The organism is Micromonospora sp. DT47, from assembly GCF_049844475.1.
Lineage (GTDB): Bacteria > Actinomycetota > Actinomycetes > Mycobacteriales > Micromonosporaceae > Micromonospora.
The window spans coordinates 58,470-79,836 of the sequence record NZ_JBNCLC010000011.1; the positions used below are offsets into that span (position 1 = coordinate 58,470).

16 protein-coding genes and 1 pseudogene are annotated in these 21,367 nt (G+C 73.1%); 10 read left to right on the plus strand and 7 right to left on the minus strand.

The features are described 5' to 3' along the window. Positions 1 to 28: 28 nt before the first annotated feature. Positions 29 to 5,095 (plus strand): NAD-glutamate dehydrogenase, encoded by a 5,067-nt coding sequence (locus ACLQ2U_RS18455; protein WP_425751917.1) that lies wholly within the window; start codon positions 29 to 31, stop codon positions 5,093 to 5,095. Positions 5,096 to 5,153: 58 nt separating this feature from the next. Here ACLQ2U_RS18455 and ACLQ2U_RS18460 read toward each other — a convergent pair whose 3' ends face one another. The 6 genes from ACLQ2U_RS18460 to ACLQ2U_RS18485 all read right to left on the minus strand — a co-directional run bounded on the left by ACLQ2U_RS18460 (position 5,154) and on the right by ACLQ2U_RS18485 (position 9,941). Beyond that, positions 5,154 to 5,909: a class F sortase gene (locus ACLQ2U_RS18460; RefSeq protein WP_425752054.1), complete on the minus strand. Its 756-nt coding sequence runs from the start codon at positions 5,907 to 5,909 to the stop codon at positions 5,154 to 5,156. Position 5,910: 1 nt separating this feature from the next. After that, positions 5,911 to 6,738: a hypothetical protein gene (locus ACLQ2U_RS18465; protein WP_425751918.1), complete on the minus strand. Its 828-nt coding sequence runs from the start codon at positions 6,736 to 6,738 to the stop codon at positions 5,911 to 5,913. A gap of 656 nt (positions 6,739 to 7,394) precedes the next feature. Next, positions 7,395 to 7,781 carry a hypothetical protein gene (locus ACLQ2U_RS18470; RefSeq protein ID WP_425751919.1) on the minus strand — a complete coding sequence of 129 codons (387 nt, stop codon included), beginning with the start codon at positions 7,779 to 7,781 and terminating at the stop codon, positions 7,395 to 7,397. A 127-nt stretch (positions 7,782 to 7,908) separates the two neighbouring features. Then, positions 7,909 to 8,166, minus strand: a complete 258-nt coding sequence (locus ACLQ2U_RS18475) for a hypothetical protein (protein ID WP_425751920.1) — start codon at positions 8,164 to 8,166, stop codon at positions 7,909 to 7,911. A gap of 118 nt (positions 8,167 to 8,284) precedes the next feature. After that, positions 8,285 to 9,334 carry a hypothetical protein gene (locus tag ACLQ2U_RS18480; protein ID WP_425751921.1) on the minus strand — a complete coding sequence of 350 codons (1,050 nt, stop codon included), beginning with the start codon at positions 9,332 to 9,334 and terminating at the stop codon, positions 8,285 to 8,287. A 13-nt stretch (positions 9,335 to 9,347) separates the two neighbouring features. Further along, on the minus strand, positions 9,348 to 9,941 hold the full coding sequence (locus ACLQ2U_RS18485; protein WP_425751922.1) for a hypothetical protein: 594 nt from the start codon (positions 9,939 to 9,941) through the stop codon (positions 9,348 to 9,350). 241 nt (positions 9,942 to 10,182) lie between these two features. Here ACLQ2U_RS18485 and ACLQ2U_RS18490 point away from each other — a divergent pair. From ACLQ2U_RS18490 to ACLQ2U_RS18525, 8 genes and pseudogenes are all read left to right on the plus strand, one after another. Continuing rightward, positions 10,183 to 10,904: pseudogene (locus ACLQ2U_RS18490) on the plus strand (catalase). A 188-nt stretch (positions 10,905 to 11,092) separates the two neighbouring features. Continuing rightward, positions 11,093 to 13,444 (plus strand): sensor histidine kinase, encoded by a 2,352-nt coding sequence (locus ACLQ2U_RS18495; protein WP_425751923.1) that lies wholly within the window; start codon positions 11,093 to 11,095, stop codon positions 13,442 to 13,444. Then, positions 13,444 to 13,866 (plus strand): roadblock/LC7 domain-containing protein, encoded by a 423-nt coding sequence (locus ACLQ2U_RS18500; RefSeq protein ID WP_425751924.1) that lies wholly within the window; start codon positions 13,444 to 13,446, stop codon positions 13,864 to 13,866. Before ACLQ2U_RS18495 ends, ACLQ2U_RS18500 begins: the two co-directional genes overlap by 1 nt. Further along, positions 13,856 to 14,245: a DUF742 domain-containing protein gene (locus ACLQ2U_RS18505; RefSeq protein WP_425751925.1), complete on the plus strand. Its 390-nt coding sequence runs from the start codon at positions 13,856 to 13,858 to the stop codon at positions 14,243 to 14,245. Before ACLQ2U_RS18500 ends, ACLQ2U_RS18505 begins: the two co-directional genes overlap by 11 nt. After that, positions 14,226 to 14,828: a GTP-binding protein gene (locus ACLQ2U_RS18510; RefSeq protein ID WP_425751926.1), complete on the plus strand. Its 603-nt coding sequence runs from the start codon at positions 14,226 to 14,228 to the stop codon at positions 14,826 to 14,828. The genes ACLQ2U_RS18505 and ACLQ2U_RS18510 overlap by 20 nt, the downstream gene beginning before the upstream one ends. Before the next feature lie 144 nt (positions 14,829 to 14,972). Then, on the plus strand, positions 14,973 to 16,004 hold the full coding sequence (locus ACLQ2U_RS18515; RefSeq protein ID WP_425751927.1) for a lactonase family protein: 1,032 nt from the start codon (positions 14,973 to 14,975) through the stop codon (positions 16,002 to 16,004). Positions 16,005 to 16,168: 164 nt separating this feature from the next. Beyond that, complete coding sequence (locus ACLQ2U_RS18520; RefSeq protein WP_425751928.1) at positions 16,169 to 17,902, plus strand: VWA domain-containing protein; 1,734 nt, start codon at positions 16,169 to 16,171, stop codon at positions 17,900 to 17,902. Between the two features lie 199 nt (positions 17,903 to 18,101). Next, positions 18,102 to 19,589, plus strand: a complete 1,488-nt coding sequence (locus ACLQ2U_RS18525) for a sugar transferase (protein WP_425751929.1) — start codon at positions 18,102 to 18,104, stop codon at positions 19,587 to 19,589. A gap of 13 nt (positions 19,590 to 19,602) precedes the next feature. Here the strand turns inward: ACLQ2U_RS18525 and ACLQ2U_RS18530 are convergent, their stop codons facing one another. Next, positions 19,603 to 20,733: a PP2C family protein-serine/threonine phosphatase gene (locus tag ACLQ2U_RS18530; RefSeq protein ID WP_425751930.1), complete on the minus strand. Its 1,131-nt coding sequence runs from the start codon at positions 20,731 to 20,733 to the stop codon at positions 19,603 to 19,605. Positions 20,734 to 20,829: 96 nt separating this feature from the next. Here ACLQ2U_RS18530 and ACLQ2U_RS18535 point away from each other — a divergent pair, with 96 nt between their 5' ends. Further along, complete coding sequence (locus ACLQ2U_RS18535) at positions 20,830 to 21,339, plus strand: MarR family winged helix-turn-helix transcriptional regulator (protein WP_425751931.1); 510 nt, start codon at positions 20,830 to 20,832, stop codon at positions 21,337 to 21,339. The last annotated feature ends 28 nt before the right edge of the window (positions 21,340 to 21,367 follow it).

Sequence of the window (21,367 nt, forward strand, 5' to 3'; positions counted from 1 at the left end):
ACGCGGTGGGTCGAGGGGAGTGGCACCGATGGACCGGCGTCCGGCGATCAAACCGGGACCCGACCTCCGGCAGGCTGACACCGGCCGGGACGACAGCTTCGATTCGGCGACCGACGGGGACGGCGTCGGCCGACTCGATACAGGAGTGACCGGGATGACCGGTTCGAGCATCGACACCCTCTATGACCTCGGGCTTCCCCCGGAAGCACTGGGCGACGACGTGGAGGACGCGGATCTCGACGAGCCGGTACCCAACGCGGAGCGCCTGGTGGCCCAGGCGGTGGCGTTGGCCGGCGACGATCACGACGCGGCGACCCTGGTGGGTCGTTTCTGGCGTTTCGCGCCGGACGAGGAGCTGATCGGGTTCACCGCCGAGGAGATGCTCGACGCCGCCCGGGCGCACCGCGACCTGGCCCAGCAGCGGGTGCCGGGCGAGCTGAAGCTGCGCATCCACGAGCCGGACGCCGACCAGCACCACACCGTGATCGAGATCGTCACCGACGACATGCCGTTCCTGGTCGACTCGGTGACCGCGCTGCTCAACGCCCACCACCTCGACGTGCACCTGCTGGTGCACCCGCTGGTGGTGGTCCGGCGCGAGCCGCTCGGGCGGCTGACCGAGGTCTCCGCCGACGTGGAGCCGGACGACGCGATCGCCGGTGACCTGATCGAGAGCTGGATGCGGATCGAGATCGACCCGGTCCGCGAGGCCGGGCAGCGCGAGCAGCTGCGCCGGGAGCTGCAGCGGGTGCTCACCGACGTCCGCGAGGCGGTCGAGGACTGGCCGAAGATGCGCCAGCGGGCCCTGGCCCTCGCCGACGAACTGGCCTCCGCCCGCACCTCGGACAACCGCCCGCCAGTGCCGGAAAAGGACATCACCGACTCGGTGGAGCTGCTCCGCTGGCTGGCCCACGACCACTTCACCTTCCTCGGTTACCGCGAGTACCGGCTGGTGGAGTCCGGCGGCGAGGGCGGCGACGGCGGCCCGGCGCTGGAGGCGGTGCTCGGCACCGGCCTGGGCATCCTGCGGTCCGACTCGCCGGAGGCGCGGGCGCTGTCATCGATGACCCCCGAGGCGCACGAGAAGGTGATGGAGAAGCGGCTGCTGATCATCACCAAGGCGAACTCCCGGGCGACCGTGCACCGCTCGGCCTACCTGGACTACATCGGCTTCAAGATCTTCAACGACGACGGCGAGGTGGTCGGCGAGCGGCGCTTCCTCGGCCTCTTCTCCACCGCGGCGTACCGGACCAGCGTCCGGGAGCTGCCGGTGGTCCGCCGTAAGGTCGCCGAGGTGCTCGACCGCTCCGGCCTGAGCCAGCGCAGCCACTCCGGCAAGGACCTGCTCCAGATCCTGGAGACCTACCCGCGCGACGAGCTGTTCCAGATCAAGACCGACGACCTGTACCACGCCGTGATCGGCGTGCTGCGGATGGCCGGTCGCCGACAGCTGCGGGTCTTCCTGCGCCGGGACGCGTACGGGCGGTTCATCTCCTGCCTGATCTACCTGCCCCGCGACCGGTTCACCACCCAGAACCGGCTGCGCATGCAGGACATCCTGCTCCGCGAGCTGAACGGCGTCGGGGTGGACTACACCACCCGGGTCACCGAGTCGATGCTGGCCCGGGTGCACTTCATCGTCCGGACCGATCCGAGCAACCCGCCCGGGGAGATCGACGCCGACCTGCTCGCCGAGGAGTTGGCGGACGCCACCCGGCTCTGGGACGACGACTACCGGCTGGTGCTGGAGCGCAAGCTCGGCGACGAGCAGGCCAAGCACCTGTTCAGCCGGTACGCCGACGCGTTCCCGGAGGGCTACAAGGACGGGCACACGCCGTACGAGGCGATGAAGGACCTGGCCAAGCTGGAGCTGCTGGAGGAGCCCGGCCAGCTGGAGATGCACCTGTTCCGCAAGCAGCTCGCGCCGCGGACCAACGACCACGGCCAGGCCGACGTCGACGAGACCATGGACGTCCGGTTCAAGGTCTACCGGTACGGCGAGCCGATGATGCTCTCCGCCGTGCTGCCGGTGCTGCACTCGCTCGGCGTCAGGGCGGTCGACGAGCACCCGTACGAGGTGGACCGGGTCGACGGCCGGGTCTTCCTCTACGACTTCGGCCTGCGCCTGCCCGAGGCGCACCAGGAACTGGCCGAGGTGCGCCCGCACGTGGAGAACGCCTTCGCCGCGGCATGGCGGGGCGAGGCCGAAGTGGACGGCTTCAACGAGCTGGTGCTCCGTGGCGGCCTCACCTGGCGGCAGGTGGTGGTGCTGCGGGCGTACGCGAAGTACATGCGCCAGGCCGGCACGGTCTTCTCCCAGGACTACATGGAGCAGACCTTCATCGCGTACCCGGGGATCGCGGCGCTGCTGGTCGAGCTCTTCGAGACCCGGTTCGCGCCGGGCGGGTTGAGCGCGGAGGCGCGCCGGGAGCGCAGCGACGAGCTGGTCACGGCGATCGGCGCCGCGCTGGACGACGTCGCGAGCCTGGACCAGGACCGGATCCTGCGGTCGTACCTGACGTTGATCCAGGCCACCCTGCGGACCAGCTTCTACCAGAAGCGCGCCGGCGGGCGGCCCAAGCCGTACGTGGCGTTCAAGCTGGACCCGCAGGCGATCCCGGACCTGCCGGCGCCGCGACCGAAGTTCGAGATCTTCGTCTACTCGCCTCGGTTCGAGGGCGTGCACCTGCGGTTCGGGCCGGTGGCCCGGGGCGGGTTGCGCTGGTCCGACCGGCGGGAGGACTTCCGCACCGAGGTGCTGGGCCTGGTCAAGGCGCAGATGGTGAAGAACGCCGTGATCGTGCCGGTGGGCGCCAAGGGCGGCTTCGTGCTGAAGCAGAAGCCGGGGGACCGGGACGAGGCGGTCGCCTGCTACAAGGAGTTCGTCGGCGCGATGCTCGACGTCACCGACAACATCGTCGCCGGTGAGATCGTGCCCCCGGTCGACGTGGTCCGGCACGACGCCGACGACCCGTACCTGGTGGTCGCGGCGGACAAGGGCACCGCGACGTTCTCCGACATCGCCAACGAGATCTCGGCGGCGCACTGCTTCTGGCTGGGCGACGCGTTCGCCTCCGGCGGTTCGGCGGGCTACGACCACAAGAAGATGGGCATCACCGCCCGCGGCGCCTGGGAGTCGGTCAAGCGGCACTTCCGAGAGATGGGCCACGACACCCAGACCCAGGACTTCACGGTGGTCGGGGTCGGCGACATGTCCGGCGACGTGTTCGGCAACGGCATGCTGCTGTCGGAGCACATCCGGCTGGTGGCCGCCTTCGACCACCGGCACATCTTCCTCGACCCGGGTCCGGACGCCGCCACCTCGTACGCCGAGCGGAAGCGGCTGTTCGACCTGCCCCGGTCGTCCTGGGAGGACTACGACCGTGAGCTGATCTCCTCCGGCGGCGGGATCTACCCGCGTACCGCGAAGTCGGTGCCGATCTCGCCGGAGGTCCGCGCGGCGATCGGCCTGGACGACGACGTGACGCAGCTGTCGCCGCAGGAACTGATGAAGGCGATCCTCACCGCGCCCGTCGACCTGTTCTGGAACGGCGGCATCGGCACGTACGTCAAGGCCTCGACCCAGACCAACGCGGAGGTGGGCGACAAGTCCAACGACGCGATCCGGGTGGACGGCAGGAGCATGCGCTGCCGGGTGGTCGGCGAGGGCGGCAACCTGGGCTGGACCCAGCTCGGCCGGATCGAGTACGCCCTCACCGGCGGGCGGATCTACACCGACTTCATCGACAACGCGGCCGGGGTGGACTGCTCCGACCACGAGGTGAACATCAAGATCCTGCTCAACACGGCGGTCGCCGACGGCGAGCTGGACATACCGGCGCGTGACGAACTGCTCGCCGAGATGACTGACGAGGTCGGCGAGCTGGTGCTGCGGGACAACTACGACCAGGCCCGCGCGATCAACAACTCGCAGGCCCAGGCCGGCTCGCTGCTCCCGGTGCACCGCCGCATGATCAACGAGTTGGAGCGGTCCGGTCAGCTCGACCGGGCGCTGGAGGCGCTGCCGCCGGACGAGGAATTGGCGGTCCGCACCGAGTCCGGGCTGACCGCGCCAGAGTTCGCGGTGCTGCTCGCGTACGTGAAGATCGTCCTGGAGCGGGAGATCCTGGCCGAGGGGCTCGCGGACGAGGAGTGGACGACCGACGTCCTGGTCAACTACTTCCCGACCCCGATGCGGCAGCGCTTCGCCGACCGGATGGGCCGGCACCGGCTGCGCCGCGAGATCGTCACCACGGTCCTGGTCAACGAGGCGATCAACCGGGGCGGCATCTCGTTCGTCTTCCGGGTGGTCGAGGAGACGGCCGCCTCCGCGGCCGACGTGATCCGGGCGTACGTGGTGGTCCGCGACGTCTTCGGGCTGAAAGAGCTCTGGGACGCGGTCGAGGCGCTGGACAACAAGTTCTCGCCGGAGCTGCAGACCAGCGTCTACCTGGACACCCGACGGCTGCTCGACCGGGCGGTGCGCTGGCTGGTGACCAATCGGCGCTCGCCGATCGATGTGCCGGCGGAGACCGCCCGGCTGCGGGCCGGGGTGGCCCGGCTCCTACCCGACCTGGAGGAGCGCTTCTACGGCAGCGAGCGGGAGGCGCTGGCGACGCACATCGACTCGATGACGTCCAAGGGGCTGCCGCGTGAGCTGGCCGAGCAGGCGACCCGGCTGATGTACAGCTTCGGCCTGCTGGACGTGGTGGAGACGGCGACCGCCACCGGGCGGGACGTCGGGGAAGTGGCCTCGGTCTACTTCGTCCTCTCCGACCGGTTCCGGGTGGACTCCCTGCTGTCGAAGATCTCACTGCTGCCGCGGGAGGACCGCTGGCAGACGCTGGCCCGGATGGCGCTGCGCTACGACCTGTACGCCGCGCTGGCCGCGCTGACCGCGGAGGTGCTCGGCTCCACCCCGGACAGCCTGCCCCCGCACGAGCGGGTGCAGGAGTGGGAGCAGTCGAACGCCACCTCGATTCACCGGGCCCGCCGGGCGATGGGGGAGTTCGACGAGTCCCGGGCCGACCTCGCCGCCCTGTCGGTGCTGCTGCGCCAGATCCGCACCCTGGTGCGGACCTCCGCCGCGGCCTGAGCGGTACGCCGACGCGCCTCCGGTGGGACCGACGTCCCACCGGAGGCGCGTTCGCGCGTCACGAGGTGATCGTGGCGAAGACGACGATGTTGTTCAGGTAGCTGCCGGCGGCCTGGTCGAACTGGCCGCCGCAGGTCACCACCCGCAGCCCCGGCCTGTCGTTCGGGCCGTAGACCGACTCGGTGGGGAAGGTCGTCTTCGGGTACGACCGCACGTCGTCGACGGTGAACGTGGCCGTCGTGCCGTCGGCCCGGGCCACCGCGATGGTGTCGCCCTTCGTCAGGGCCCCCAGCTGGAAGAACACGGCCGGACCGAGCTTCGCCGAGTCGACGTGCCCGACGATCACCGCGTTGCCGACCTCGCCCGGGCTCGCCCCGGGCTCGTACCAGCCGGCCTTCTGCGCCTGCTCAAGCGGAGGGACCTGGACGGTGCCGTCCGGGTTGATGCCGAGCGACATGATCTCGGCGGCGACGCCGATGCGGGGGATCGAGATGGTGGTGGGGGCGGACCGGGCCAGGGCGGCCGGCCCGGTGACCAGGCTCGCGTCGGGGCGGGTCTCAGGGCTCGGTGCTCCGGTGCCCTCGGTCGAATCCTGGACGGTGGTCGGTACGGCCTCTGGCCCGGTCGGGTCCGGGGCGGTCGGTACGGCCTCCGGCCCGGCCTGGGCCGCCGGCTGCGGGGGCCGCGGCGCCGGGATGGTCCGCAGGGACGCCCCGATCATCCCGGAGCCCGCCATGGCGAGCAGCACGACGACGGCCGCGCCGGCGGCGCGCCACGGTCTCCCGTGACGGCCGCCGGCCCGTGTCGCCGCCAGGTCAGACGAGCCCATTGGCCCGACGCCGCCGCAGCAGCAGCATGCCGCCCAGGGTTGCCGCACCGATCATGCCCGCGCCGCTGGCAGCCATGCCCCGGTCGGTGCTGGTGGTGGTCATGCCACCGTCACCGCCATCAACGTGGCCGCGCGGCATGCAGTCATCCTTGCGGTCGTGGTCCTTGCGGTCCTTCTTGCCGTCGTGGTCCTTGTTGTCCCAGTCCTTGTTGTCCCAGTCCTTGCGGTCCTCGTCCTTGCGGTCCTCGTCCTTGCCGTCGTGACCCTTCCGGTCGTCGGCCTTGTCCGAGTGGTCGTCGGCCATGCCACCGCCTTGGCCGTCGGCTTCCGGCTGCCAGGCTTCGCCGCCGTTTCCCCAGTCCTTGCCGTCGTGGTCCTTGCCGTCGTGGTCCTTGCCGTCGTGGTCCTTGCGGTCGTGGTCCTTGCGGTCGTGGTCCTTGCGGTCGTGGTCCTTGCCGTCGTGGTCCTTGCCGTCCCAGTCCTTGCCGTCGTGGTCCTTGCCGTCGTGGTCCTTGCCGTCGTGGTCCTTGCCGTCGTGGTCCTTGCCGTCCCAGTCCTTGCCGTCGTGGTCCTTGCCGTCGTGGTCCTTGCCGTCATGGTCCTTGCGGTCCCAGTCCTTGCGGTCGAAGTCCTTGCGGTCCCAGTCCTCGTGGTCCCCCGCGCAGAACTCGAGGAGCTGGACCTGCGGCTTCGCGACGGCCCCCACGTACTCAGCGTTCGCGCCCGCGTACGCCGCCCCGGGCGAGAACAGCAGCAGGGACGCGCCGCCGAGAGCGGCACCCGCAACGAGCTTCCCGAGCATCTTCCTTGCCATGATTTGCGTCACTCCATCCCTATTTATCCTGAGCCCGACGATGGTCGAGCTACGCCCGACGTTAGACGGTTTCGGGGCATATCCGGGGAAAGATTCGTGTTTCAGCGTCTACCGACGGTTAGCGGCATAGGAGTGTTATGCGGCTTATGCGGCCTTAGCGGTCTTCGGGACCTTCGGGGATGGCGCGATCCGCCGTGGCCTACCTGCGCCGCGAGTACCTGCCGGGGCGCTGGGCTGCCGTGCTCCGCCAGCCTGGCCGTCTCTGCCGGCAACGGGCCGCAGAGGTACTGCCTGTTGGACTGTTATCCCTTGTCCTGAATCGGCGCTCGACATTGAAGTATTGCTATGGAAGCGCTCCCATTCGACGACGAATGCAGGTGCTTCGACCGAATGGCCAGCCGACCTGCGACGGGCAACGCCCGTAACGGCAACAACCCGGCCGGCGGCCCGCCGATCTCCGGGGGTCTGGTTCTCCGCCCAGTTCCAGGAGCTCATGCGCGACGCCTACCCGCCGCTCTCCTGAGCCGGCGGCCGGCCCACCCGCCGCAGCGGGAGTGCGGCACCGCCGCGACGGGGCCCCGACCGTGCATCGATCGCCAGGGGCGCCCAGTCCTCCCCGGCGGAGTCCGGCGCCGGCCCGGCGCCCGCCGGGTAGGTCAGGGGACCGTGCGCTCTATCGCCGCCCGGCCCAGCTCGGCCAGGTCCCGGCGGGCCCGTTCCAGGTTCTCCGGTGTTAGGTCCTGGCCGCGCGCCATGACCAGGTCCTCCGGCTCCCATGGCTGTTCAGCCCCGGTACGGATGTTGTCGCCGCCGGCCCCGGTGCCGGTACCGGTCGAGCCGGTGCCGGCCGCGTACGGGTCGCCGAGGATGTCGGGCGTGCCGGTGTCGGCCACCGCGCCGTCGGGCTCCGCGAAGGAGGGGGTGTCCCGGTCGGCGCCCCCGCCGGTCATCAGCTGCGGCACGGTGGTCTCGTCGTCCACCGCCGCGGCCGCCTCGGGGCTCTCCTCCAGCGGCCGCTCGCGGCCGAGGTCACGATCCGTCATGCTGCTGCCCTCCTGTCCCGTTCGCTGATCCCCTCGCGTACCCCGCAGCGGCGGGGCCATTCGCGGGCGGGCCGGCACAGCGCCGCTGAGCGGGCTCCGGGCGGCTCGTGACGCGGCGCGGGCCGGTTCAGCGCGGCTCGACACTCGGCGGGGCGGGCGGCTCGGCCGGGCGGAGCCACTGCCAGGCCAGCATGATCAGCCCGAAGACGAGCATCACCAGGCCGGCCCAGAGGGTGATCCGGACGCCCTGCGCCTTGTCGATCTCCGACTGCCCGTCAACGAGCCCGACCAGCCCGACGATGACCCGGCGGATGTCGAACAGCCGGGCGGCGGCCGACCGCTTCATGCTCAGCCGAAGGCCGCCGCCGTCCATACCCCGTCGCACGTCCGTGGGGCGCGTTGTTCCCCCGGATGCGCGTTTTCATGCCGGTCCGTCCCGTGGATCAGCGCCGGGCGCGCGGAACGCCCCGGCCGCACGCGCGGCCGGGGCGTCCGAGGGGTGGTCAGCGGCCCAGGACCCGGTCCAGGAAGTCCCGGTACTGCCGGACCGCCACCCGCAGCTGCTCGGTGTCCGACTCGCCGGCGCTCTGCCAGCCGCCCAGCTTCTCCTTCTGCGTGGCGAGCGCCTCCGACAGCGCCCCGATGGCCTCCTCGACCAGCGACTGCGCCTCGCCGACGGCCGCGCGCGGGTCGTCCACGAAGCGGAGCTGGACCTCGCGCCAGCGGTCCCGGAAGCCCTGCGCGGCGTCCGCCTCGAAGAGGGTGGCGGCGTGGGTGGGGACGTTGGCGCCGGCCGGGCGGGCCGCCTCGGCGACCCCGGCCGTACCCACCGCGCCGGCCGCGCCGACACCCGCCGCGCCGCCCTCCGGGGCCTCGGCGTCCGGGTCGACCATCGCCGGGGTCGCGCTGCCGTATCCGGCCGCGCCGGCCGCCGGTGCGTCGTCGTCGCCGCGCAGCGCCGTGACCGTCCCGTCCGGGCCGTGCCCGGCCGCCCAGCGGTCCGGGTCGTGGATCCGGTCCGCCGCGGTCGGGTCGGCCCGCTCGTCGTCGAACGGCTCGGTCCGCCCCGGCGCGCCGTCGCCCGGCCGGGCGGTGTCCTCGCGCCGGGCGTCCCGCTCGTCCTCCGGCCGCCCGCCGGCCAGCGCCGACGCGGCGACCGCGTCGCCCACGGTGGTCGCCCCGAAGGCGGTCGGCAGCGGGCCGGGCTCGTGGAACTCCGCCCGGCCGTCGCCGTCCCGGTCGGCCGCGCCGTCCCGGTCCACCGCCTCGTCCCGGTCGGCGATTCCGTCCCGGTCGGCGTCGCCCGCGCGGTCGGCGTCCCGGACGTCGTACGGGCGGGTGTCGTCGAGGTCGTCGACCGGCCGGTCGGTGACCGCCGGATCGTCGAAGGTGCCCCGGTCGTCGAGCACCTCCTCGGGCACGTCGGCGTGCCCGTCCCGGTCGTGCCGGCCGGTGTCGTCGGCGTCGACCGCGTCCGGCGGCGGCACGGCCACCGGCGCGGAGCGGACGACCTCGGGTTGGTCGTTGTTGACCTGCTGCTCTTCCTGGCGCATCGCGACTGTCTCCTCAGCGGCTCGTGGCGTCGTGCGGGCTGTCCGGGTGGCGCTGCTCCGGCGGGCGGTTCCCGACCGGTTCCTCGCCGAGCAGGTCGGCGAAGAGGGCCCGGTAGTGGACGACGGCCTGGCGGAGGTCCTCGGTGCCGGCCTCACCCCGCTCGTTGCGCACCCGGATCTCGTGCGCGTCGCGGTAGTGGGTCAGCGTGCGGGCGTGCTCGACGGAGAGATGGGCGATCTGGTCGGGGAAGTCCCCGGTGGGGTAGCCCCGCTCGGCGATCAGCCGGCTGACCAGCTCGTCGGCGTCACCGACGGTCTCGGCGGGGGAGTCGACGAAACGGACCTGCAGCTCCTCCCAGGCGGCGGCGTAGCGGGCCCGGGCCTCCGGGGCGAGCGGGGTGAGTTCGAGCTCGGCGTGCCGGCGCTCCCGGTCGCGCAGCTCACGCTCGGCGGCGGCGCGGCTGTCCTGCTCGGCGACGACCCGGTCGTACTCCGGGCCGAAGCGCTGCCGGAGCGACCGGCGGCGGCCGGCCACCACGGCCGCGGCGACCACCGCGGCCAGCACGAGTACGACGAGAACCAGAATGACTACCTGCGTGGGCGACATGGCTCCTCCTTCGCCACCCGGTATTCCCTCCGTCCACTGATCGCCAATCCCGATCCCGGGGACTTTCCTGACCGATTCCCTGCGGCGAAACCCGCGGGGGCATGGGAGGCCCACCGGACGACCCGCCGCCAAAACCTGACTCGTTCCAGAAAACTCGCCTGGGTGATGCCGGTCGAGTCCGACGCCGAACTGCTCCGGGCAGGCGGTCTACGACGTCCTCCGCGCCCTCACCGAGGCGGGACTGCTGCGCCGGATCGCCCCGGCCGGCGGCCCGGCCCGGTACGAGATGGGCGGCGACGACCACGACCACCTGGTCTGCCGGGGAGTGCGGGGCGATCAGCGACACCGACCGGCCTCGGGCCCCCGGGCCCTGTCTCGACCCCTCGGCCGCCGCGTTCGCGCTGGAGTTCGCCACAACAACCAGCAGCAGCGGACGGTCGGTTCACGCGGCCCGGCGACGCTGGAGAACTACCACTTCCTCGCGAAGATCAGCCACTTCGACCGGGAGCGGATCCCGGAGCGGGTGGCGCACGCCCGCGGCTTCGCCGCGCACGGCGAGTTCGAGGCGTACGGGACGATGGGCGACGAGCCGGCCTCGACGTACACCCGGGCCGAGCTCTTCCAGACCAAGGGCAACAAGACCCCGCTCCGCCCGGTGGGGATGATGACGCTCAACCGCAACGTCACCAACTTCCACAACGAGAACGAGCAGGTCGCCTTCGGCACCGGCGTGCTGGTGGACGGCCTGGACTTCTCCGACGACAAGATGCTGGTCGGCCGTTCTCCTACTCGGACACCCAGCGCTACCGGGTCGGGCCGAACTACCTCCAGCTGCCGATCAGCGCGCCGCGGGAGGACGTCCAGGTCAGCACCAACCAGGACGGCGGCCAGATGTCGTACGGGGTGGACAACCGGGGAGGCAACCCGCACATCAACGTCGAGCCGTCCTCCGCCAACGCCTGATCCTGTCCCGACGAACGCCCCGCCGGTCCGCCGGCGGGGCGCTCCTCGTACCCGCCCTCGCAAGATCAGTCCACAGTAGTGATCGGCGCGACGGACGGTAGTGCTCCGGCGCGGGATTACGTATCCTGCCCAAGGCGCCCGTGTCGGTGCCCGGCGCACCCGCTGACACCCCTTCCGGGCGAGGACTCATGGACACCCGCGACTGGCCGATTCGCGCCAAGCTGACCGCCCTGGTCGTCACCCCGGTGGCCGCCCTGCTGGCACTCTGGATCTTCGCCACCACGCTCACCTTCGGTCCGGCGCTCGACCTGCTCTCCGCGCGCACCCTCCTCTACGACCTCGGCCGTCCCGGCGAGCGGGTCGTCGCGGAGCTCCAGCGCGAACGCCGCGCCTCGGTGGTGCAGCTTTCCACTCCGGGTACCCTGCCCGGCCTGGCCGAGCAGCGGACCCGCACCGACGCGGCGGTCGCCGAGCTGCGCCGGCGGATCGGCGGCGACCAACTGCGCGACGCCGCTGACGGCCGGCTAGACGCCCGGCTCGACGCGCTGGTCGCCGCCCTCGACGCGCTGCCCGCCGGGCGCGGCTTCATCGACCGCCGACAGGTCGACCGGGTCGGGGCGATCGGGCTCTACACCGGCATAGTCTCCTCCGCCTTCCAGGCCTTCTCCGCCATGGCCACGCTGCCCGACCCGGACCTCAACCGGGAGGCGCTCGCCCTCACCGCGCTCGGCCGCGCCCGCGAGCTGCTCGGCCAGACCGACGCGCTGCTGGCCGGCGCGCTCACCATCGGCCGGTTCGCCGAGGGCGAGCACCTGCGGCTGGTGCAGACCATCGGCAACGAGCGCTTCGTGGCCGAGTCGGCCGTGGCCGACCTGCCGGCGCCGGACCGGAGCGCCTACCAGCGGCTGATCGAGGGGGACGACTTCGTCCGGCTCCGCGGCATGCAGGAGGCGCTGCTGCGGGCGAACCCGTCCGCACGCCCGCCGGTGGACGCCCGGGTCTGGCAGACCAGCCACGACGCCGTCCAGCAGCGCCTGCGTGAATTCGAGCTGGGCGAGGCCGACGGGCTGGCCGACCGGTCGGTGCCGGTCGCGGTCGGCATCCTGGTCCGGCTCGGCGTCGCCGGAGTGCTCGGGCTGGTGGCCATCGTCGTGTCGATCCTGGTGGCGGTCCGGGTCGGGCGGACCCTGGCCCGCCGGCTGACCGGCGTCCGCACCGCGGTGCTGGAGATGGCCGAGCACCGGCTGCCCGACGTGGTGGCCCGGCTGCGCCGGGGCGAGCAGGTGGACGTCGCCCGGGAGGCGCCGCCGCTGGAGTACGGCGGCGACGAGATCGGCGAGGTCGGGCGGGCCTTCAACGAGGTTCGCCGGACGGCGGTGCGGGCCGCGGTCGATGAGGTCACCCTCCGCCGGGGCCTTAACGAGGTGTTCCTCAACCTCGCCCGGCGCAGCCAGGGCCTGGTGCACCGGCAGCTCGCCCTGCTGGACCGGATGGAGCGCCGGACCGAGGATCCGGACGAGCTGGCCGAGCTGTTCCGGGTCGACCACCTGGCCACCCGGCTGCGACGGCACGCCGAGGACCTGGTCATCCTCGCCGGGGCGGCGCCCGGGCGGGGCTGGCGCCATCCGGTCGCGGTGCTGGACGTGGTGCGCGGCGCGGTCTCGGAGGTCGAGGCGTACGACCGGGTGGACATCGGGACGGTGCAGCCCGCGGGTGTCCTCGGCCGGGCCGTCGCCGACGTCATCCACCTGCTGGCCGAGCTGATCGAGAACGCCACCGCGTTCTCCCCGCCGGAGACCCGGGTCGAGGTCACCGGGGAACAGGTGCCCAAGGGGTACGCCGTCGAGATCACCGACCACGGGCTGGGGATGTCCTCGCAGGCGGTCGAGGACGCCAACCGGCGACTGGCCCGGCCGCCGGAGTTCGATCCGGCCGACAGCGCCCGGCTCGGCCTGTTCGTCGTGGCCCGGCTGGCCGCCCGGCACGGCGTGCGGGTCACCCTGTGCGCCGAGGCCCCCGGTGGGGTGACCGCCGTGGTGCTCGTACCGGCCAACCTGGTCACCGCCGAGCCGCCGGTCGCCCCGCCGGCCGCGGAGCGATCCGCCGCCCCGGTGGCCCGGCTGGCCACCCTGCCCCGGCCGCGTACCGCCCGGACCAGGGAACGGCCCGACCAGACCGTGCTGCCGTTCGCACCGGCCCGCACCTCGTCGGTGGAGGCGGCCACGGACGGCGACGGCCTGCCCCGCCGGGTCCGCCGGCGGGGCGCGCCCGCCCGCCCGCGCCCGCCCGCGCCCGCCGACGCCCCGGCCGTCCGCTCCCCGGAGGAGGTACGCCGCCAGATGTCCGCGCTCCAGGCGGGCACCGCGCGCGGGCGACGCGACGGCGCGGCGATCCACCCGGTGTCGCCGGGACATCCCGACGGGACGACGGTGCCGGCCGGTGGCCGCCCCGAGGGGCGGGACGGCGGCTCCGAACCGTCCCCGCCGGCTGACCCGGTGCCGACCCCCGACCCCCTGACCGCGACTGAGAGGGACGCCTAGTGGTGCACACGACGAGGCAGAGCGCCGATCTCGGCTGGTTGCTCGACGAGCTGGTGGAGCGGGTGCCGGCGGCCCGGGAGGCGGTGGTGCTCTCCGCCGACGGCCTGCTGCTCGGTGCCTCCGCCGAACTGGACCGGTCCGCCGCCGAGCACCTCTGTGCCCTGGCTTCCGGCTTCTCCAGCCTGGCCAAGGGCGCCAGCCGGCACCTGGCGGCCGGCGGGGTGCGGCAGACCGTGGTGGAGATGGAGTCCGCGTACCTGTTCGTGACGGCCGCCGGCCAGGGCGCGTGCCTGGCCGTGGTCGCGGAGGCCGACGCGGACATCGGCCTGGTGGCGTACGAGATGGCCATGCTGGTCATCCGGGTGGGCGAGAACCTGACCGCCCCGGCCCGGGCGACGGTGGGATCCGCCGATGCGGGCTGAGCCGCCGGGTCCGCAGCACGAGTGGATGGACGCCGCCGCCGGGCCGGTCGTCCGCCCGTACACCCTCACCGGCGGTCGGGTCCGGCCGGCCGTCGAGGGCTTCGACCTGGTCGCCTTCGTGCTGGCGACCGCGGACGCCGACCCGTACGGCCAGCCGGGCCTGCAGCCGGAGCACCGGCGGCTGGTCGAGCTGGCCCGGCGGCCCGCCGCGGTGGCGGACCTCGCCGCCGACCTGGACCTGGCGGTGGGCGTGGTCCGGGTCCTCCTCGGTGACCTGCTCGCCCGGGGCCTGATCTCGGTGCGGCAGCCGCCGGCCGCCGCCGGACTTCCCGACAACGACATCCTCAAGGCGGTGGTCAGTGGACTACGTGCGCTCTGAGCGGAGCCCGGTCGCGCCCCGGATGCCGCTGGCCCTCAAGATCCTGATCGCGGGCGGCTTCGGCGCGGGCAAGACGACGCTGGTCAGCGCGCTCAGCGAGGTCCGGCCGCTGCAGACCGAGGAGGTGCTGACCGGGGCCGGCATCGGCACCGACGACCTCTCCGGGGTGGAGGCGAAGTCGACCACCACGGTGGCGATGGACTTCGGCCGGATCACCATCAACGAGGACCTGCAGGTCTACCTCTTCGGCACCCCCGGGCAGGACCGGTTCTGGTTCCTCTGGGACGAGCTGGCCTTCGGCGCGCTCGGTGCCGTGGTGCTCGCCGACACCCGCCGGCTGGCCGACTGCTTCCCGTCGATCGACTACTTCGAGCAGCGGGGGGTGCCCTTCGTGGTCGGGGTGAACTGCTTCGACGACGCCCGCCGGTTCGGCACGGAGGCGGTCCGGCAGGCCCTGGACCTCGACCCGGACGTGCCGGTGGTGCTCTGCGACGCCCGGGAACGGCAGTCCGGCAAGCTGGTGTTGATCTCGCTGGTCGAGCACGTCGCCCGGCAGCGGGGTGAGCCGGTCCCGGTCGCCTGACCCGCTCCGGCGGGGTGGCGCGAGGCCCGCGTCACCCCGGTCCAGTCGCTCCGGCGGGGAAATCCGGGAAAACAGGCCTAACCGCCCGGGTGACCGGGAAGCCTCTGGTGTGATCGACGACAGGAATCGGCGGAGGGTGGTTCGGTGACCGGCACGATCGTCCACATCGGCGGCTACACGGCGGAGGGCGGCGGACGGGGTGACGGCATCGTCGCCGCTCGCCGCGACCCCGACTCCGGGGAGCTCACCCCGCTCGGCACGGTCGCGGTCACCGCGAACCCGTCCTTCCTCACCCGGCACCCCGCCCTGCCGGTGCTGTACGCCGTCAACGAGCTGCCGGAGGGGGAGGTCAGCGCCTTCGCCGTCGGCGAGCGGGGGGAGTTGAGCCCGCTGGGCGTCCGCCCGACCGGTGGCGCCGAGCCGTGCCACCTGGCGGTCGCGCCCGATGGCGGGCACCTCTTCGTCGCCAACTACGGCGGCGGCAGCGTGGCGGTCTTCCCGCTGGACGGCCGCGGCGTCCCGGGGGAGCGCACCGACCTGGTCGTCCACCAGGGGCACGGCCCGGACCCGGAGCGCCAGGAGAAGGCGCACACCCACATGGTCTCGCCGGACCCGGGCGCGGGGCCGCTGCTCGCCGTCGACCTCGGCACCGACTCGGTCTACCGGTACGACCTGGACGCAGCCTCGGGCAGGCTGGTGCCCCGGGCGCCGCGGGTCCGTACCGCTCCCGGGACCGGGCCGCGCCACCTGGCCCGGCACCCGGACGGGCGGCGCTGCTGGCTCGCCGGCGAGCTGGACGGGACGGTCACCGCGTACGAGCTGACCCCGGAGGGGGTGCTGCACCAGCGGGGCCGGGTGGACGCCAGCGGCCGGGCCGGGCACGTCCAGCCATCGGAGATCACCGTCGGACCGGACGGCCGGTTCCTCTACGTCGGCATCCGGGGGGTGGGGACGGTCTCGGTCTTCACGCTCGAGGGAGAGCTGCCCCGGCTGGTCGAGGAGGTGGAGACGGGCGGGGAGTGGCCCCGGCACATCGTGCTCACCGGGGAGCACCTCTACGTCGCCGACGAGCGGGCCGACATGGTCCGGGTGTTCCGGGTGGATCCGTCCTCCGGCGTACCGACACCGGTCGGTGAGCCGGTGCCGGTGCCGAGCCCCACCTGTGTGCTGCCGTGAGCCAGCCCATCCGATGTGGACAATGGCGACGCCGGGAGACTGACTGATTACTCACCGTGCCAAAAGTGCGATCAACTGTATCTCCTGCGTAACTTTCGTCCGAACGGTTGTGGCACCAACCGGACCGGTTACGCAAGATGGTCACCGTGTCTGGCCGCCATCGCATGAGTTCAAGTATCCGTGGAGCAGGTGCCGCCGCAGCGGCGACCGCGCTCGTCGTCGTGGTTGCAGGGTCCTGGTTCGGCTACCAGCAGTTGGCCGGGCCGTCCTGCTCCGGCCAGATCCAGCTCGCCGTGGCGACGGCCCCGGAGCTCGCCCCAGCGGTGCAGGCCGCCGCGGCGCAGTGGGTCGACGACGGCGCGGCGGTGGGTGGCACCTGCATCGCGGTGACCGTGGCGGCCTCGGAGCCGGTGGACATGGCGGCCGCGGTCGCCAGCAAGCACGGGGCCACCCTCGCCGGCGTGGGCCAGGCGAGCGGCACGGCGATCACCCCCGACGTCTGGATCCCGGACTCCTCCACCTGGCTGCTGCGGCTGAAGACCGGCGGCGCCACCGCGTTCGCCCCGGCCAACGGTGCCTCGATCGCCCGCAGCCCGGTGGTGGTGGCGATGCCGGAGCCGGTCGCCACCCGGTTCGGTTGGCCGGACAAGAAGCTGAAGTGGACCGACATGCTGAAGGCGGTCACCTCCGGCAAGCCGCTGCGGGCCGGGATCGTCGAGCCGACCCAGGACGCGGCCGGCCTCTCCGGGCTGCTCTCGCTGACCGCCGCGGCGAGCGCCGGCGGGGACGCGAAGGCGACCACCGGCGCGCTGCGGGCGCTGGCCACCGGCCGGTCCGCGCTGCGGCAGGACCTGCTCGCCCGGTTCCCGCGCTCCAACGACCCGACGTCGATCGCGGCCGGGCTGGGCGCCGCCGCGCTGTCCGAGGAAGACGTGATGGCGTACAACGCCACCAAGCCGCCGATCCCGCTGGCCGCGCTCTACCTGGAGCCGTCGCCGATGCCGCTGGACTACCCGTACGCGGTGCTGCCCGGCATCGAGCCGGTCAAGGCGTCCGCCGCCAAGGTGCTCTTCGAGGTCCTCACCACGCGGGGCTTCCGCAACCGGCTGGCCGCCCAGTCGCTGCGGGCCCCGGACGGCAACTGGGGTGACGGCTTCAAGGCGCTGCCGGGGGCGCCCAGCCCGGCGGGCGGCGCGACCGTCCCGCCGGCCGGCGGCGGCGCGACGGGTGGCCTGGACCCCGTCGCGATAGGCCGTGCGGTCTCCGGGTGGTCGATCGCCACCCAGCCGGGTCGGATGCTCGCCATCATCGACCGCTCCGGCTCGATGAAGGAGCCGGTTCCCTCGGCCCGTGGCCGCAGCCGGGAGGAGGTCACCGTCGAGGCGGCCCTGCGCGGTCTGGGGCTGTTCGACAACTCCTGGTCGATCGGCCTCTGGACCTTCTCCACCCAGCTGGTCGGCCAGCAGGACTGGCAGGAGATCGTGCCGATCGGGCCGCTCTCTACCAACCGGAGCAAGCTGGAGCAGGAGCTGCCTGGCATTCGTCCGAAGGACAAGGGCAACACCGGCCTGTACGACACCGTCCTCGCCGCGTACAAGAAGGTGCAGCAGGACTGGGAGCCGGGTCGGGTCAACTCGATCGTGCTCTTCACCGACGGCGTGAACGACGACGACAACGGCATCTCCCAGGCCGCGCTGATCAGCGAGCTGAAGAAGCTGACGGACCCGGAGCGGCCGGTGCAGATGATCATCATCGGTATCGGCGGCGAGGTCTCCAGGGCCGAGTTGAAGGCGATGACCGACGTCACCGGCGGCGCGCCCTTCGTCGCCGCGGACCCGAACAAGATCGGTGACATCTTCCTCGGCGCGCTCGCGCTGCGCCCGAACGCGCCGCGCTGAGTCGCGGCACAGTGCGGACGGCCGCCGCACCGGGGGGATCCGGTGCGGCGGTTCGCGTTTCGGTCGCCGACCAAGAGAAGATAAAACTGACGGTAAGACGTCGGAAGTAATCGGTGACCATCATCGTCAGGCAGGATGTCGGGAGTGCTCCGTCGCCGGACCCCGGCGGGAGCGGACCTGTGCGATGTGGGGAGGCTGGGTGACCTCGGCGACGCTGTCCACGCCCGTCCGGATCTCGTCGACGTCGGGTGGCGGGCGGCCACCGACCACCTTCACCCGCGCCGACCAGCGGGCGTACGTCCGGACCCTGGTGGTGCTGGACACCGCGGTCCTCTCCCTCGCCGTCCTCGCCGGGTACGCCGCTCGCTTCGGCGACCGGGTGCCGGTCGGCTCCGAGATCCCGTACGTCCTCGTGGCGCCCGCCCTGGTGCTCGTCTGGCTGGTCTCACTCAAGGCGATGGGCTGCTACGACGACCGGGTCCTCGGCTACGGCGCCGACGAGTACCGCCGGGTCAGCTCCGGCAGCCTGCGCCTGGCCGGCGGGATCGCCATCGCCGGCTACATCGCCGACGTCGAGGTGTCCCGGGGTTTCCTCGGCATCTCCTTCGCCGTCGGCACGGTCGCCCTGGAGGTGACCCGGTTCGCCGCGCGCAAGCGGCTGCACCGGGCCCGCTGCAGGGGCGCCGGTTGGTCCCGCCGGGTGCTGGTGGTCGGTGACACCGCGCACGTGCTGGAGCTGGTGCACACCCTGCGCCGCGAGCCGTACGCCGGCTACCACGTGGTCGGCGCCTGCATCCCCGACGCGCTGCTCGCGCCGGTGCCGCAGCGACTCAGCGACGTGCCGGTGGTGGGTTCGCTGCGGGGCGTACCGGAGGCGGCCGCGGCGATCGGCGCGGACACCGTCGCGGTCACCGCGTCCGGCGAGCTGACCGCGACCCGGCTGCGCCGACTCGGCTGGCAGTTGGAGGGCACCGGCGTCGACCTGGTTGTCGCCCCCGCGCTGACCGACGTGGCCGGCCCGCGCATCCACACCCGTCCGGTCGCCGGCCTGCCGCTCATCCACGTCGAGGCGCCCGAGTTCCGGGGCGCCCGCAAGCTGGTCAAGGAGTTCGTCGACCGGACCGCCGCCGCGCTGGCGCTGGCGCTGCTGCTGCCGCTGCTGGCGGTGATCGCGCTGACGATCCGGCTGGACAGCCGGGGCCCGGTGCTGTTTCGCCAGGTCCGGGTGGGGCAGGGCGGCCGCGAGTTCGGGGTGCTCAAGTTCCGCACCATGGTGGTCAACGCCGCCGCCCTCCTCGCCGACCTCGCCGCCGGCAACGAGGCCGACGGCCTGATGTTCAAGATGCGCGACGACCCGCGGGTCACCCGGGTCGGGCGGCTGCTGCGTAAGTGGTCGCTGGACGAGCTGCCCCAGCTGGTCAACGTGCTGCTCGGCCAGATGAGCCTGGTCGGCCCCCGCCCGCCGCTGCCGTCGGAGGTGGCCCGCTACGACGGCGACGTGGCCCGTCGCCTGCTGGTCAAGCCGGGCATGACCGGGCTCTGGCAGGTCAGCGGCCGGTCCGACCTGAGCTGGGAGGACGGCATCCGGCTCGACCTCTACTACGTCGAGAACTGGTCCCTCGCCGCCGACCTGACCATCCTCTGGAAGACCTTCGGCGCGGTGCTGCGCAGCCGCGGGGCGTACTGACCCGCCGGGGCGGTCACGGCTGCGGGCCGGTCCAGTCGAAGCAGACCACCACCGCGTCGTCGACCAGGTCGCCGGCGACGAAAGCCCGCAGGTCCCCGATCAGCGACCGGACCGCGTCCAGCGGCTCCATCGGACCGGTCCGGCGCAGGAAGCGGTCCAGCGCGGTCTCCCCGTACCGGACGTTGCCGCCGGTCGCGTCGACCACCCCGTCGCTGAGCACGAAGAGCCGGTCGCCGCGGCGCAGCGTGAAGCGCTGCTCCTGGTAGTCGGTGCCCTCGAACATGCCCAGCGGGAACTGCTTCTCCAGCACCTGCTCGGTGACCTCGCCGTCGCGCAGCAGCACCAGGCGGGGCGAGCCGGCGTCGACCACGGTCAGCTCGCCCGAGGCCAGGTCGAGCTCCAGCAGCAGGGCGGAGAGGTGCTGCTCGCCCCGGTGCAGGGCGTAGATCGCCTGGTCGGCGAGGGCCGCCTGGTCGGCCAGGGCCAGCCCGGCCCGGCGCCCGTTGCGCAACGCGTAGGTGGCCAGCGAGGTGAGCATCGAGGCGGTCACCCCCTCGCCCATCCCGTTGATCGTGGAGAGCCAGAGCCGGTGCCCGTCGTCGGACCAGTCGAAGCCGTCGCCGCGCACCGTGTACGCCGGCTCCAGCTGGCCGGCCAGGCTGAACGAGGGGCGGATCCGGCTGCGGCCGGGCAGCAGCTCCCACTGCATCTCGGCGGCGAGGGTGAGCCGGCGGGTCCGCCGGGCCGTCCGGTAGACGTCGGTGCCGGCGGAGACGGCGGCGAGCTCGTGCCCGAGCGCGGTGGCGATGCCGTCCAGCTCGGCGACCACGGCCCGGTCGTCCGGGACCGGGGCCAGCCGCAGCACGCCGCGCCGTTCGCCGCGCATCCCGACCGGGAACCAGGCGGCGCCGTCGGCCAGCACCGGCTCCTGATGGTCGAAGGACCGCCACGCCGGGTGGCCCGGGCCGGTGAGCGGCTCCCCGTCGCCGAGCGGGAGCAGCGCGGAGAGCCGGTAGTCGGCCTGGAACAGCTCGATCTCGGTGATCCGGTAGTCGCGCGCCAGCAGGGCGCCGAGCCGGTCCAGCAGAAGATCGGCCGGGGCCTCGGCCAGCACCTGCCGCGCCCGGTCCTCCGGTTTACTCATCGTCACTCCTTCAGACAGGGCCGCCGACCAGGGACGCCGGGTAGTCTCGTGCCCACCATGGCCGAACAACAGGGTCCGGTAGGACCAGAAGTGAGTATGGCCGCCGAGCTCGACGCCGCGGCGGGTGCCCTGCTCTCCGTCTGGGAGGCGGCGCGGGAACGCACCACCAGCCGCCTCTCCAGCGCCCAACTACGCACCGTGATGGTGGTGGAGCGGTACGACGGGATCAACCTCCGCCGGCTCGCCACGCTCCTGGACATGCTGCTCTCCTCGGCCAGCCGGCTCTGCGACCGGCTGGTCGCCGCCGGGATGCTCGAACGGGAGCCGGGCCGGTCGGACCGCCGGGAGATCTCGCTGCACCTGACCCCGGAGGCCCAGCGGCTCCTCGCCGAGCTGCGGCAGGACCGCCGGCAGCGGCTGGCCGAGGTGCTCGCCCGCATGAGCGGTGAGGACCGGGAGGCGCTGCTGCGGGGAATCCGGGAGTTCGACCGGGTGGCCCGGGACCGGGAGGTCGCCGTCCGGCCCCGGGCGGAGTGGCCCACCGGCCTGCCCCCGCAGGCCCGGGACGCGGCGTGGGACGGCCCCTCGGTGGCCCGCTCGGCCTGACCGCCGCCGGGTGGCAGGCCGGCCACCG

What these genes read in the sequence shown, in the direction of transcription:
- ACLQ2U_RS18455 (WP_425751917.1), top strand. Translation starts at nt 29, where the DNA reads ATGGACCGGCGTCCGGCGATCAAACCGGGACCCGACCTCCGGCAGGCT.
- ACLQ2U_RS18485 (WP_425751922.1), bottom strand. Translation starts at nt 9,941, where the DNA reads ATGTCGCCCACGCAGGTAGTCATTCTGGTTCTCGTCGTACTCGTGCTG.
- ACLQ2U_RS18470 (WP_425751919.1), bottom strand. Translation starts at nt 7,781, where the DNA reads ATGACGGATCGTGACCTCGGCCGCGAGCGGCCGCTGGAGGAGAGCCCC.
- ACLQ2U_RS18495 (WP_425751923.1), top strand. Translation starts at nt 11,093, where the DNA reads ATGGACACCCGCGACTGGCCGATTCGCGCCAAGCTGACCGCCCTGGTC.
- ACLQ2U_RS18535 (WP_425751931.1), top strand. Translation starts at nt 20,830, where the DNA reads ATGGCCGCCGAGCTCGACGCCGCGGCGGGTGCCCTGCTCTCCGTCTGG.
- ACLQ2U_RS18520 (WP_425751928.1), top strand. Translation starts at nt 16,169, where the DNA reads ATGAGTTCAAGTATCCGTGGAGCAGGTGCCGCCGCAGCGGCGACCGCG.
- ACLQ2U_RS18465 (WP_425751918.1), bottom strand. Translation starts at nt 6,738, where the DNA reads ATGGCAAGGAAGATGCTCGGGAAGCTCGTTGCGGGTGCCGCTCTCGGC.
- ACLQ2U_RS18530 (WP_425751930.1), bottom strand. Translation starts at nt 20,733, where the DNA reads ATGAGTAAACCGGAGGACCGGGCGCGGCAGGTGCTGGCCGAGGCCCCG.
- ACLQ2U_RS18505 (WP_425751925.1), top strand. Translation starts at nt 13,856, where the DNA reads ATGCGGGCTGAGCCGCCGGGTCCGCAGCACGAGTGGATGGACGCCGCC.
- ACLQ2U_RS18480 (WP_425751921.1), bottom strand. Translation starts at nt 9,334, where the DNA reads ATGCGCCAGGAAGAGCAGCAGGTCAACAACGACCAACCCGAGGTCGTC.